The 14730-nt window shown below is 69.8% G+C and carries 6 protein-coding genes; all 6 read left to right on the top strand.

Annotated features, from left to right (window positions below; all coding sequences use genetic code 11):
- A partial coding sequence (locus AB0I53_RS22320) for a hypothetical protein (RefSeq protein WP_358606012.1) occupies positions 1–1274 on the top strand: 1274 nt, incomplete at its 5' end.
- Positions 1271–5317 carry a type VII secretion protein EccCa gene (eccCa, locus tag AB0I53_RS22315; RefSeq protein ID WP_358606009.1) on the top strand — a complete coding sequence of 1349 codons (4047 nt, stop codon included), beginning with the start codon at positions 1271–1273 and terminating at the stop codon, positions 5315–5317. The genes AB0I53_RS22320 and eccCa, both read left to right, overlap by 4 nt.
- The gene (gene eccD / locus AB0I53_RS22310; RefSeq protein ID WP_358503320.1) at positions 5314–6717 is read left to right on the top strand and encodes a type VII secretion integral membrane protein EccD; all 1404 of its coding nucleotides are present in this window, start codon (positions 5314–5316) and stop codon (positions 6715–6717) included. Before eccCa ends, eccD begins: the two co-directional genes overlap by 4 nt.
- A 6-nt stretch (positions 6718–6723) precedes the next feature.
- Positions 6724–8097 (top strand): type VII secretion protein EccB, encoded by a 1374-nt coding sequence (gene eccB / locus AB0I53_RS22305; protein ID WP_358606007.1) that lies wholly within the window; start codon positions 6724–6726, stop codon positions 8095–8097.
- A complete protein-coding gene (locus tag AB0I53_RS22300) occupies positions 8098–10788 on the top strand; it encodes a hypothetical protein (RefSeq protein WP_358606005.1) in 2691 nt (896 codons plus the stop codon).
- The gene (locus AB0I53_RS22295) at positions 10785–14153 is read left to right on the top strand and encodes a right-handed parallel beta-helix repeat-containing protein (protein WP_358606003.1); all 3369 of its coding nucleotides are present in this window, start codon (positions 10785–10787) and stop codon (positions 14151–14153) included. Before AB0I53_RS22300 ends, AB0I53_RS22295 begins: the two co-directional genes overlap by 4 nt.
- Positions 14154–14730: the final 577 nt, after the last annotated feature.

Genomic DNA, 14730 nt, shown 5'->3' with positions numbered 1-14730 from the left:
TCGGTGGTGAGGTGGAGCCGTGGGAGGGCGTTGACGTTCCTGGGCTTGGTGAGCCGGAAGGTTTCGCGGACGTGCCGGAGGGCAAGCCGCAGGACTGGTCGGCTTCGTCGGAGACCAGCACTGTTTCGCCGGGTGTGCCGGGGATGCCGATGATGCCGCCGATGTCTCCGCCGGCTGGTGCGGGCGGTGGGCAGCCGGAGCGTTCCGATGCGTCGGGCTTGCTCGGTGGTGAGGTGGAGCCGTGGGAGGGCGTTGACGTTCCTGGGCTTGGTGAGCCGGAAGGTTTCGCGGACGTGCCGGAGGGCAAGCCGCAGGACTGGGCCGCAGAGCCTGGCCTGAACGCTCCGGCGCTGCCCGGTGTGCCGATGATGCAGCCGATGTCCCCACCCGTCGGCGCGGGCAACGGTGTCGCGGAACGCGCGGACGGGTCGGGTCTCCTTGGCGGTGAGGGCGCGGCCCGGGAAGGTGCGCCCGCTCCCGGTCTAAACGATCTGTCCGGAGTGGACGGACCCTCCTCGGCGCCGGAAGCATGGGCGGTCGACCACGCGGACGGCGCGGGCATTCCCGCTGTGGCGGCGATGCCGCCACTTCCTCCCACACCTCTGGCCACGGGCATCGGACCTGTACGACCGGAAGCCACCAGCGTGCGACCCGAAGCCGAGACGGCGGCGTGGGAAAGAACGCAGCCGCCTGCACCGGTCGACAGCGGCGACGACGACCGGGAGGGTGCGGCCGGGGGTGTGCTCCTCACAGCCGACCAGCAGGTCGTCGCGCCGCTGGAGGAGCGGGTCGCGGTGGTGCGGCCCGCCGACGAGGAAGAGGACTTCGGCGCGTGGGATGTCGCAGCGGGCAGCGGCAGCGGTCTGCTGTGCGCCGGGTGGCCGGCTGGTCAGCCGCGGGAGAAAGACAGGAAAGATCCGCACACCCCGGACTTCGCACTGCGCGAGATCACGCCTTGGGAACACACCTCCAACCACACGGCCGCGCGTCCGGTGGCGGACATCAACGTCGCGGCCGCACCTCGGTTCGTCGACGGTGCGGAGTTCCTGCCGCGGACGGCCCAGTTCCCGGCCGACGAGCCCATGTGCGGCGGTGCCGAGGACATGGAGGACCACGAGGCCCAGGCCAGGCGGACGCTGGAGGAAGTGCAGCAGGCGGCCGAGGAGACCCCGGAGGAAGAGGAGAAGGAGCGCACGTCGGCTGACCTGCTCAAGCAGGACGACAAGGCATGGGCGGCGACGGCCGAGCCGAAGCGGCCGGGGGTGATCGAGTGAGTACGGTCACCGTCAAGCGCGGTCCTCGCCTCGCCGGCCCCGAGATGCCGGAGGGAGAGGAGGCGCTGGAGGAGCCTCCGGTGATGCCGGAGCCGGCGACGCGGGACTACAGCTCCGTGCTGATGTTCGTGCCCATGGCGTTGGGTCCCATTGCCATGATCCTCGTCTTCTCGTCGATCGGGTCTGGCGGTGGCTCACCGTTGATCTTCATCATGTCCGGTGCCATGGCGATCGGCATGGTCACCATGGCGATCAGCCAGTTGATGCGCAACGCCGGTGACCGCAAGCGCAAGCTCAACTCCGAGCGCCGGGATTACCTGCGCTACATCTCGCAGTTGCGCCGGCGTGCCAGGCAGACCAGCGATGAGCAGCGCGTGGCCGTCGCTTGGAACAACCCGGACCCCACGTGGCTGTGGTCACTGGCGAGCGGGCCCCGGTTGTGGGAGCGGCGTGGCAGCCATGACGACTTCGCGCGAGTGCGCATCGGGCTTGGCGTCCAGCAGGCGGCGATGGAGTTCACGCCGCCGGCCACCAAGCCGATCGAGGACTTGGAGCCGTTGTCGGCGATCTCGCTGCGCCGGTTCAGCGAGACCTACCGGACGGTGACCGGCATCCCGATCTCGGTGGGACTGCGCAGCTTCACCAGCGTCGAATTCGAAGGCGACCCGGACGCCGCGGCCGGGCTGGTGCGCGCGGTGATCGGGCAGCTCGTCACCTTCCACGCTCCGGACGAGCTGCGGATCGCGGTGCTCACCGCACCGCAGAACCAGGCTGACTGGGACTGGGTCAAGTGGCTGCCGCATACCGCGCATCCGACGGCCCGTGACGGCGCCGGGCCGCTGCGGATGCTGACCTGCGACCACGATGAGCTGATCGAGCTGCTCGGCTCCGAGGTCACCGACCGCGGTGATCACGACAAGGGCGTGCTGCCCGGTGTGGCGGAGCCGTTCATCGTCGTCGTCGCCCACCTCGCGACCATCCCGGAGCACTCGCCGCTGTACGGGCCAGGTCTGCGCAACACCGTTCTCCTCGACGCCACCGGGGCTCTACCCGGTGGTGCGAAGGTGCTTCGGCTCACCTGCCGTGACGGTGACGTGACCTATCCGGTCGGGGACGAGACCGGAACGGCCACCTGCGACACGCTCGGCGTGCCACAGGCGGATGCGCTGGCCCGGGTGCTCGCGCCGAAGCGCACCAGCGGAACCGTTGACGTCGTCGACCGCCCCTTTGACAGCGACTTCGAGCTGACCACGCTGCTGGGCATCCGTGACGTGCACACGTTCGACATCAATGCTCAGTGGCGGCACAAGGCCCCGCAGCGCGCCAGGTTCCAGGTGCCGATCGGCGTCACCGAGGACGGCGAGGTCGTCGAGATCGACCTCAAGGAGTCGGCACAGGGCGGTATGGGCCCGCACGGCATGCTGATCGGCGCCACCGGCTCCGGCAAGAGCGAGCTGCTACGCACGCTGGTGTGCAGCCTCGCCGCCACCCACTCCTCGGAGATTCTCAACTTCGTCCTGGTGGACTTCAAGGGTGGCGCCACTTTCCTGGGCATGGACAAGCTGCCGCACACCTCGGCGGTGATCACGAACTTGGCCGATGAGCTGCCGCTGGTCGACCGCATGCAGGACGCGCTCAACGGTGAGATGACGCGACGCCAGGAGATCCTGCGCGAGAGCGGCTACTCCTCGCTGTTCGAGTACGAGAAGGCCCGCACCACCGCCGGCCAGCTCCGGCCGCTGCCGACGCTACTCGTCATCGTCGACGAGTTCTCCGAGCTGCTCAGCGCCAAGCCGCAGTTCATGGAGCTGTTCGTCAGCATCGGCCGCCTCGGCCGAAGCCTGGGCGTGCACCTGCTGCTCGCGTCGCAGCGTCTCGACGAGGGCCGGATTCACCGGGTCGAGGGCCACCTGTCCTACCGCATCGCGCTGCGGACGTTCTCCTCGATGGAGTCCCGCAGCGTCATCGGTGTCGCAGATGCCTACGAGCTGCCTTCCGGGCCTGGAAACGGTTATCTCAAGATCGACACCTCGACGCTGGTCCGCTTCAAGGGCGCCTATGTCTCCGGCCCATGCCTGACGACCGCCCCCGTGGACGGGCCGATCAGCGAGGAAGACATCGCGGCGGGCGAGGTCGTCCCCTTCTACACCCAGCCGAACCCCCGGATGCATGAGATGCGCCAGATCGAGGCCATGGAAGCGGAGGAAAAACCGCAAGAAGAAGAGGAGAAGTCCAAGGGATCCGCCAACGACGACGCGCCGAGCCTCGCCGAGGTCCTCATTGGACGGCTTGAGGGAGCCGGCCCCGCCGCCCGCCAGGTGTGGCTGCCGCCGCTCGCGGCGTCGCCGAGCCTCGACTCGCTCCTGCCGAGCGTCCTGCCGAACCCTCAGCTCGGAATGATCGTCGATGACCCGGTCGCGCGTGGCCGCATGCGCGTCCCCGTCGGCCTCGTCGACCTGCCGTACGAGCAGATGCGGGAGCTGCTGATCGCCGACCTGTCTGGCGCGGACGGCCACGTAGGCGTCGTCGGCGCCCCGATGACTGGGAAGTCGACGCTGCTGCGCACTCTGATGCTCGGCCTCGCGCTGACCCACACCCCGGAAGAGGTTCAGTTCTACGGCCTGGATTTCGGCGGCGGTGGCATCATGTCCGTCAGCGGTCTGCCGCACGTGGGCTCTGTCGCGACCCGCATGGAGCGCGACCGCGTTGTCCGTACGCTGGAAGAAGTCGTGCAGGTCCTGGAGATGCGCGAGGCGGCATTCGCCGAGCACAGCTTCGAGTCCATGGCCGATTACCGCGCCGCGCGACGTGAGGGCCGGATCGAGGATCCGCACGGTGAGGTGTTCCTGATCATCGACGGCTGGTTCACCCTCCGCCAGGACTTCGGCGACCTCGAGACGAAGTTGACCGAAATCGCCGCTCGTGGCCTCTCCTTCGGCATCCACCTCGTGGTGTCGTCGACGCGCTGGTCGGAGATCCGGCCGTGGCTTCGGGACGTTCTCGGCACCCGGTTCGAGCTGCGGCTCGGCGACACAATGGAGTCTGAGGTGCAGAGCCGCAAGGCGGCCACTGTGCCGAATCAGCCGGGCCGCGGTCTCACCAGCTCCGGCTTCCACTTCCTGGCCGCGCTGCCCCGGCTCGACGGCTCGTCGGCGACCGAGGACCTGGCCGTCGCGACCAAGTCGATCGTCGAGGAGATCCGCACGTTCTGGCCGGGCCGTAGCGCTCCTGGCGTCCGGTTGCTGCCGACCAAGCTCCCGGTGGTCGACTTGCCGCGCCCCGAGGGCGACCTGCGGATCTGCCTCGGCCAGGACGAGCAGCGCCTCAAGCCGGTGTGGCACGACTTCAACGTGGTGCCGCACCTGTTCATGATGGGTGACGCGCAGACCGGCAAGACCAACGCGCTGCGGCTGGTGCTGCGGTCGATCGTCGCTGCGTACCGGCCGGGCGAGGCGAAGATACTGGTCGCCGACTCCCGCCGCGACCTCGACGGCATGGTGCCGGATGAGTACCGCATCGGCCAGGTGGTCGGGGCGGACGCGCTGACCGACCTCGCCACCAAGGCGGCGGTCTCACTGCACAAGCGGGTCCCCGGCGTGGACATCTCTTCGGAGCGCCTGCGCCGCCGCGACTGGTGGGAAGGTCCGCAGCTGTTCGTCGTCGTCGACGATTACGAACTGTTCTCCAGTGGCATGGCGATGGGCACGCCACTGGACACGCTGCTGCCGTTGCTGGCGCAGGGCGTCCACATCGGATTCCACCTGATCCTCGCGCGCAGCAGTGCAAACGCGTTGCGGGGCATGATGGACCCGGTCATGCGGCGGCTGTGGGAGCTCGGCTCCCCGGCACTGCTGTTCTCCTACCCCAAGGAGGAGGGCAAGTTCCTCGGTGAGGCCGCACCCCGCACCCTGCCTCCCGGCCGCGCCCAGCTGGTGACCCGGCGCGGCGTGAAATTGATCCAGACCGGCTTCGTACCGGTGGAAAGCTCGCAGAACGAGGACGCGATGATCCGCGGAGCGTTCTCGAGGAACGAGGACATGTGACCGCGACCCCCGAACTGTGCCGCATCACGGTGCTCGGCCCCAGCGGGCGGGCCGACCTCGCCGTGCCCGTCTCGACCACTGTGGCGGTGCTCCTGCCGACACTCGTGCGCCACGTCGTGCGCGACCAGGACCGGCCGCGCGACCAGGAGGAGTACGGCTCCTGGGTGTTGCAGCGCCTCGGCGACGCGCCGTTCGACCTGGGTGGCACGCCGGAGACGCTCGATTGGCTCGACGGCGAGCAGTTTCACCTGTCTCGCGCCGAGAGCCCTTTGCCCGAGCTGGATTTCGACGATGTCGCCGAGGGCATGGCGACTGCGGTCAACCGCCAGGGCAACCGGTGGAACGAGGCGGTCAACCGCCAGCTGTTCCTCAGTCTGACCGGTGTCGCGTTCGCCGCGATCGCAGTGTCGCTGTTCGGCAACTCGAGCGCGCTCGTCGCCTTGGTCACCGCTAGTGTGCTGGCCCTGGTCCTCTGCGTCGCCTCAGTGCTGGTCGCGCGGACGCTCGCGGACCGCGGTCTCGCCGCGGTCGTCGGTGTCGCCGGCTGCGTGTTCGCCGGGCTCGCCGGCGCGATCGGCGCGGCGGGTGTGGCGGGCGCGCTGGAATCGGCGCCGGTCGCCGTCCTGATCGGTGGCCTGTCGATGGGGGTCACGTCGGGCGCGCTGCTCGTGGTGCAGCGCCTGCTCGCAGGGGATCTGCCGATCGTGCCTTTCGGGTGCACAGCCGTCACCGGCTTCGGCGCCGTGATCGCGATGTGGCTGCACCTCGGCTTGGAGCTGACCGCACTGCAGACCTCCACTGTCGTGATGGTCGTTTTCTTCCTGCTGTTGTTGTTCGGGCCCAAGCTCGCGACGCGCGCAGCCCGGCTGCGCGGCCCGCAGCTACCACGCACCGCCGACGAAATGAAGATCGACATCGAGCCGATGCCCGCAGCGCAGGTGGTCGAGCAGACCGGCAACGCCGACCGTTACCTCAGCGTGCTCACCATCGGCTCCTCGGTCGTCTTCGTGCCCGCCTTCTGGTATTTGGTCCAGCGGCCCGAATGGCTCAACTACACGCTCACCGGCCTGTTGGCGGCAGTGATACTGCTGCGGTCACGGGAGTTTCTGAACATCGGCCAGCGGACGTCGCTCGCGCTGGTCGGCGCCTGGGGCGTGCTGCTCTTGGTGATCAGCCTGCTCGCCGGGTTGAGCGACGTTTGGCGCGCGGTCGGCACGCTGGTGCTGTTGCTCGGCGCGTTGCTGCTGGTGGCGGCGGCGCTGCGGCCCGCTCACCGCCGGGTGCTGCCGATCTGGCCACACATGGCCGATGTGCTGGAGAACCTCGGCTGTCTCGCGCTGGTGCCGTTCGTGTTGCACGCGCTCGGTGTCTTCGCCTGGGCTCGTGGCCTGGCCGGGTGATGCCAGATGCAGACCAAGAAAGACCATGTCCACGCGTACCAGACGCTTGTCGGCAGGATGAGCGCCGCATTGCTGCTGGGTGACACCAACTACAGCGAGACCCCGGCGCGCCGCGCGCTGATGGGCCTGGTGTTCGGGTTGGTGCTCGGCCTGCTGGTGGGAGTGGGGTTCTGGGTTTACGGGTTGATCAACCCCGGCGGCAACATGGCGTGGCAGAAGCCGAACGTCATCCTGGTGGAAAAGGAGAGCGGCGCACGATTCGTCTACCAGCGCGGCCTGCTGGTTCCGGTCATCAATCACGCTTCGGCGCTGCTGCTGCAGGGCGCGGGCGCGAAGGTCGAGACCATTTCGCGCGCGTCGCTGAGCGAGCTGGAGCGCGGCGCCCCGATCGGTATCCAGAACGCGCCCGACCCAGTTCCTGCGGCGGGTGCGCTGGTCAACACCCCGTGGCTGCTCTGCCTGCCGCGCACCGCCGGCGTCGACGTGCAGGGCGCGGGTCTGATGAGCATGAACCTCAACCCCGACGCCAAGAGCGTCCCGATCGGTGCACACGAGTACATGTGGGTCGGCTCGACCTCCGGCGAACAGTACTTGGTTTGGTCGCATCGCAAGCTGAAGCTCGCGGGCCCCACGGTCGCCGTTGCGCTTGGTCTCGGCACCGCGGCGCCGCCGACGGCGCTTCCCGCGTGGCTGGCCGCGCTGCCGGACGGGCCCGAGCTGGCGCCGGCCGTGATTCCTGACGCGGGCAGGAAGAGCATCGAGATCGCCGGGTCGCAGCAGCCGGTTGGGACGGTGTTTCGCCAGTCGGCGGGCAACGGCACGCATAACTACACCGTGCTGCGCACCGACGGACTGGCCCCGATCTCGCGCACCGAGGCAGCGCTGCTCGAGACCTCCAGCGGGCGGCCCGCGGTCGACATCGGCGCTTCGGCGGTCGCCGGTGCGCCACGCTCCGCGGACACCTCGCTCATGCAGCGGATCCCCGACCTGCTGACCGCGACGTCCGTGCCGACGGGCGAGAAAGCGTTCTGCCTCCGGCAGGAGACCAACAACACGAACATCATCAGTGTGCCGGTCCTGGCGGAGCGCGATGACGCCTGGATCGGGATGAACGCCCAAGTCGGCGCGTACCTGAAACCAGGAACGGGGATGCTCGCCGCCTCCGTTCCAGCGCCCCCTGGTGCGGGAGCCAAGCCGGACCGGTTCCTGATCACCGACCGCGGATTCAAGTACCAGCTCACTGATGACCAGACCATCTCGGCACTCGGTTTCGGCGGCGTGCAACCCCGTCCGGTGTCGGCCGAGGTGCTGGCGCAGATCCCGAGTGGCCCGACGCTGAGCCGGGCTGCGGTGGGCGTTTTCGAGAAAGGACGTGGCTGAATGAGCCCGCTGACCAAGCGCCGTGACGACGCCGGTGATCGGAGCATGATCGGCCACACGATCGGCAACGCGCTCGTCGTGCGCCCGCGCCACGTGCTGAGCGACGAGATCCGCGATCTGGCGCTGGGCCTCGCGGCGGATCCCGACCACGAGCTCGTGGTGGTCGACCTGCCGGCGGACAGCTCGTTCGCGGTGTGGGAGTCGGCGGCGAAGCTGCTGCCCCGCAAGCGGCGCGGTGTACGGCTGGTCATCGGCGGTCGGTCCCGAGAGACCACCGCGCTCGCCGGGCAGTGGCTGTCCGAGCGCCTGAACAGTCCCGTCATCGCCCCGGACGGCTCCGTTATGCGCAGCGTCGGCGGCTCGCTGTTCGTCGACGCGGGCTGGGGCACCGGCTGGGTACGCTTCCAGCCGGGCAAGCCGCCGAAACCGGACGGCAAGCGGTTTCCCCGCCCTGCCTGGGAGACGGCGGCCTGTCTGGTCGAGATGATGCCGACCAGCGCGGGCTGCGTCGCCGAACCACTGCCTGGAGGTGTGTGGCTGCGCCCGCGAGGCCCGGAGAGCGCGCTGCGCCCCCACCGCAAGCGGCTGATCGAGACTTTGCCGTGCCAACCCGACGTGTGCGCCGTCGTGCTCGGATGCCCCGGAGCGCCGCCGATCACCATCCACGACATCACCCGCTTCTGGAGCTGGTTGCCCGACGAGCTGCGACCGCAGTTGCGCCTGGTGAGGTTCGGCCCGCTCACAGTGCCCGGCAACATGTCCTACTACCAGAGCATCGCCGACGCGCTGGGCGCGCAGATCACCTGTTACACCGGCATTCCGGTCGGCTCGCGCACCGAACCGGAGGTCTACACGCTGCGAATGGACGGCACGCTCGGCTGGCGGGCGTGCGCGGAGGAGATGACCTACACCCCGGCTGTGGCGGGCGGGCCCGCGATGCCGCCGGTGTTGAGGAGCTACCGCGCCCCCGTGTTCGGCGTGCAGGAGATCGCACCGGCCGTCTACCAGTACGCGCCCGATGTCGTGCTGGAGGTCGTGCAGTCCGGTCTGTGGCTGCGCCCGCCCTACGAGCTGCCACATGCACCGGCGATCCGTTCGGTCGAACCGGACACCGAGCGACATCTGGTGCTGTTCGAGGACGACCACGGCGGTGCCTCCGCCCGGCTGCGCGAGCTTGCCGAGGACGTGCTCGGGTGCCTCGCTCCCGCGACCCGCCACCTGAGCGGTCTCGTCCGGGCCGAGTCGGTGGTGCAGCAGCGGATTGAGATCGTCGGCCAGGCGCTGGGCGCGATCGAGGCGTCGCCTACCGCCGTGGCCGTCATCTCTGGCCCCGCACAGCAGGGCACCGCCGCCCCGGGGGAGCCGCCGGCACGCGACACCGGCCAGGAGACCGATGCGCGGCCGGGTAAGGCTCCGCTCGCGCTCGACACGCCGCTGCGGGTGGACGCGGTGACGACGCGGCTGGAGAGCGTCGCGCCGGAGGCGCTGTCCCCGATGGGGCCTTTGGAGGTGACGTCGACGTGGACCGAGGCGGCCACCCACGTCGCGCCGTCCGTCGTCCCAGTGACGTCGGCCGACCCGCCCGCAGCGTCGTCCGCCGTGCAGTCCCCGGTCGCCAACCTGCCCGTGGTCGACGTCCCCGGCGCGGAGCGGCCGCCGGTCCAGATCACCGAAGCGACCGCGCTGCCTGCACCACACACCGGGCCGCCGCTGTCCGAGGAGGCGAGTGCGTCAATGCCGCCGGATGGCATCGCGGCCGCCGACGCCCCGGCAGTGGCCGAGCCGGTGACCGAGACACCGGCCGTGCAGCCCCCGGCCCAATCCGACGCGCGGCAGCAAACCTCTGCCTTCGTCACGATCGTGCAGCCCACGCCGTCGACCGCGGCCGCCGCCCTGGTGCCCAAGCGCGGCCTGGACGAGGAACGCGCCTGGCTGCGCCGCACCCTCAGCCGCGAGTACGCCGCGGAGTCCAACTCGGTCAGTCGCGTGCTGTCCGAGCACCCCGGTTTCCAGGGCGCGCTCGAGCGGTCCTCCGGCGGTGTGCTGAGCGACGCCGTGGCGATCCGGCTCTACCTGTCCGGTGAAGGTGACGGTCTCGACCTGCCGCTGCGGATGGGCGCGGTCGGTCCCCATGTGCCATTCGCGCGCTGCGTCGTCTCCGGTCTGAGCAGGCTGCCCTCTCACCGCGGTGCCACGGTGTTCGCCACGTCGCCGACCCCGCAGGAGTGGGAGCTCTATCGCAGCCGCAAGTTCTTCACCGAGTGGGGTTTCATCAACGCGCTGAGCGCGCCCTGCGCGAAGCAGCGGCAGACCAACGATGTGGACGTGCTGGTGTGGTCCATGACGGCGCGCCGCACGAAGCTGCTCGAACCCGAGCTGAACCCGACCGCGGACCGAGTGCTCTTCGTGCCCGGCACCAGCTTCAAGGTCCTCGACCTCACTGAGCCGGAGGAGGGCGTGCGCGGCCAGGTGCTGTTGCGCGAGCTGGCCGCCAATGAGATCGATTCGGCCGGCCGGGTGGACGACAACCGGGCGTCGCTCGACGAGCTGGCGCTCAACTCGCTACGCCGCTGCCTCGACAAGTGGGCCGAGGCCAAGGGCGAGGTGCGCGTCGCTGACGCCGCGGCGCCGCGGTTCAGCCTGCTGCCGGGCCTCGTCCGCACGACATCCGCGCCGGAGGAGGAACGATGAACCGCCAGTTGCTCGTGGTCGCCGCTGACCGGCCCGGCTCATACCCGACGATCAGCGCTGCGCTCAGGGAAGCCAGGGACGGTGCGACGATCAGCGTGCTGCCCGGACGCTACGAGGAGAACCTCGTGGTCAACCGGATGGTCACCGTCACCGCCGAGGAGGGGCCGGGCACGGTCGAGTTGGTCGCCCGCACGGGCAGCGTCGCCATGATCGCTGCAGGCGCCGCACAGTTCTCCGGCCTCGTGCTGACGGGTGCGGACACGAGCGCCGTGGCGCTGGACATCCGCAAGGGCGAGGTCGCACTGGATGACTGCCAAGTGTCGGGCGCCTCCTGGGCGGCCGTGCTCGCCCACGGCCAGGGCTGCGCGGTGCTGCGCGGCTGCGCCGTCACCAGCAGTGGCGGCGTCGGCATCGTCGTGACGTCCTCGATGCCGAGCATGGCGGAGAACACCGAGATCGTCGACGCGATGTCCTCGGGCATCGTGGTGACCGAGCAGGGTTCCCTCGAGCTGCGCCGGGTAGCCGTGCGCAAGCCCGGGGGCAACGGCATCTGCGTTAACGGCCGCGGCCGCGTGGTGATCGAGGACTGCCAGATCGTCGAGGCGGCGAAGCCCGCGCTCGTGGTCGAGGGGGAGGCGAGCGCGGAGGTCCGTGACGTCACAGTCAGCCAGAGCGCGAGCCTCGACCTGTACGTGCGCAGCACGAGCGAGGTCGTGGTCGCCGATTCTGAATTCACCGGAGCGCGCATGCAGTCGGCGCATATCGCTGGCGGGGCCTCACCTCGGCTGCGGGGCTGCCGGTTCGACTCGGCGGGCAGCAACGCCGTCTACGTCACCGGCGGCTCGTCGCCGCGGTTCGACGACTGCAGGGTCACCGGCAGTCCGATCGGCGTCCTGGTGGACGCGGCGTCCCATCCGGTGTTCGGGACGTTGCTGGTCGAAGGCACGTCGCGCGGCGCGGTGCTGGTCGACGCCGAGTCCTCGGTGGGAGTGAAGGGGCTGCGGGCGGTACCCGAGTCCGGCCCCGCTGTCCTGGTGAAGGGCAGGTCGCGGCTGACGCTCGGCGACGCGGTGATCGAGGTCTCCGACGCTGCCGGCCTGTCGCTCTCGGAGAACTCCCGGGGCGAGCTGACCGATTTGCGCGTCACCGGCCCGGCGGCACACCTGGTGAGGCTGGAGAGCGGGGCACGCGGTGAGTTCGCGTCCACCCTGCTGCGGGGCGGCGGCTTGCGCGCCGAGGAGGCCAGTCTCTCCATTCGGGACAGCGAGGTTGTCGATGCGCGGGAGGACGGCATCAGCGCGGGCACAGGCAGCGACGTGCACGTGATCCGCTGCCGGCTGCGTTCGGCGAAGCGGCACGGCGTGCACCTGCTCAGTGGGTCGCGCGGCGACGTCCGCGGCTGCGAGGTGACCGGGAGCGCGGGCGACGGCGTCCTTCTTGACACCGAGGAGGCCGTCACCGTCGCGGAGTGCACGGTCACCGGCAGCGGCGGCAGCCCGGTGCGCAAGGCGATCGAGCACGAACGGCTGTCGGTGGCAAGCATCGTCACCGACGAGCCGCAGCCGCAGCAGCGGTCCTCGCAGCCGGCGGACGCCACTTCCCAGCCCGGGCCCGTCTCGGGCGAGGAGCACTGGGAAGGCGGTTTCGTCCTCGCAGGCGAGGACCAGCATCCGACGCTCGGTGGCGCGATGGGCGCCGAGCTGGAGGGACCACTCGCCGAGCTGGACTCGCTGATCGGTCTCGACGGTGTGAAGCACGAGGTGCTCGGCCTGATCAACCTGATCAAGATGACCCAGCGCCGCCAGCAGATGGGTCTGCCGATGCCACCGATGAGCAGGCACTTGGTGTTCGCGGGTCCTCCTGGCACCGGTAAGACAACGGTCGCCCGGCTCTACGGCTCGGTGCTGGCGGAGCTCGGCATTCTCGCCCGTGGTCACATGGTCGAGGTCGCGCGGGCAGACCTGGTCGCCCAGTACATCGGTGCCACGGCCATCAAGACCGCCGAGGTCGTGAACAAGGCCATGGGCGGCGTGCTGTTCATCGACGAGGCGTACACCCTGTCGAGCCAGTCCGGTGGCAACGGTCCCGACTTCGGCCAGGAGGCCATCGACACGCTCATGAAGATGATGGAGGACCACCGTGACGAGATCGTGGTGATCGTCGCGGGCTACTCCGAGCTGATGGAGCAGTTCCTGGCCTCCAATCCCGGTCTGGCATCCCGGTTCTCGAAGACCGTCGAGTTCCCCAACTACAGCGTCGAGGAGCTGGTCACGATCACGACCAACCTCTGCCGCAAGCACTACTACGAGCTGACCGACGATGCGGTCGACGCGCTGACCGACTATTTCGAGCGCGTCCCGAAGAACGACACCTTCGGAAACGGCCGCGTGGCCCGCAAGTTGTTCGAGGCGATGGTCAGCAACCAGGCATCACGTCTCGCGATGCAGCCGCCGTCCAAAGACACCGAGCTGAGCAGGCTGACTGCCCAGGACCTGGCGAGCGAGCTCGTGGCGCTCGGCGAGGTCGCGCCCCGCGCGGCCCTCCCCGACGTAAGCACCGACCCGTCCGCCGCGGTGCAGGCGACGCTGGGCTGGCAGCGGTTCGCGGGGCTGTGCGGACTGGAGAGCGTGCGCGAGGCCGCCGGGCGCATCCTCGTGCGGCTGTGTGGGCTCAAGGCACGCAACAAAGGGCTGGGCAGACAGGCGAACGTCGTGCTGTCCGGCCGGCCGGGCATGGGGCGGCGCGCGGTCGCGTCGCTCTACGCGCAGAGTCTCACCGAGCTCAGGCTGATCAGCAGCGGACATGTGACGCGGCTGTCGATCGGCCGCGATCTGTGTCCGCGCTGGCCGGGGCAGGCGGTGAGCCTGGTGTCGACGGCGTTCGACGAGGCGAGCGGCGGCGTGCTGCTGCTCGATGCGGACGGCGACTGGGCGACCGACTCGGCCGAGCGGCGGACCGAGACGATCGACGCGCTCGGCGAGGCGGTGCGGCGCAACCCGGCAGGCCCGGTCGTGCTGCTGTCCGGCGAGGCTATGTCGTTAACCCGGCTCTTCGAGTCCTCCACCGCCTTTGGCGAGTGCTTCGCCGAGCGGTGGGACTTCGCAGAGTACGACGTGGACCAGTTGACTGCGCTCGCGGTGCGGCAGCTCACGCGCTGCGGCCACAAGGTGCCGGAGAACGTGGCGGACGCGTTGCGCGGCCTGCTCTCCGACGGCGGGCACACGGCATGGGACACCCACCGGCTCGCGCAGCGGCTCGCCACCACCGCGGCCTCACGCACGCTGGCGGAGGCCGACTTGCACGCCATCACCATGTCCGCGCTGCCGTCGTTGGCGCTGGACGAAGGACTCGCGTCGGTCGGCTGACCGGCGGCCGCTCGCGGCCTTGTGGGTGCGATGCCGCGGGTACCTGACCTCAGGGCCCGTCGCGGCTCCATTGCACCTGGTCGGCGTTCGGGAGTTGGCGCAACCGCGGCATTCCCATCATTCTCGGCGGCGCGCGTGCCGTCGAGAACACCTGGTTCGTTCAGCAGCGCGAACTGGGCTGGGGCAACCACTTGATCACACATCCCGGCTCAGACATGGTCGCTGATAGACGGCGGGTGCATGGCGGCCAAGAAAAAGCTGCGCCAACATCGGCGGCTGGCTCGGGCCGCGAGACGACGCCTTGGCCGGGCGGGCTCGCAACCTCGTCACCGAAGGCATGCACGCCCACGGCGCCATGCACATAGGCAGCCCGATCAGCCACTCGGTGCGCATTGGGGGAGCTGGTGGTGCGCAACTGCCGCAGCGGCTGGGCATCACGGCGACGGTGAAGACGTTCGGGTGCCGTCCGCCGGCGGCCGCGTCGACCAGGTATCACCGCTTTACGCGGCGGCACGACACACGGTCCGGGCGGGCCGGGTACACACCGGCCCGCCCGGACCGTCGCCACTTGCCGATT

Origin of the sequence: Saccharopolyspora sp. NPDC050389 (assembly GCF_040655595.1) — a bacterium.
In the GTDB taxonomy this organism is placed as follows: Bacteria; Actinomycetota; Actinomycetes; order Mycobacteriales; family Pseudonocardiaceae; genus Saccharopolyspora.
This window is presented reverse-complemented; position numbering and strand designations above follow the sequence as displayed.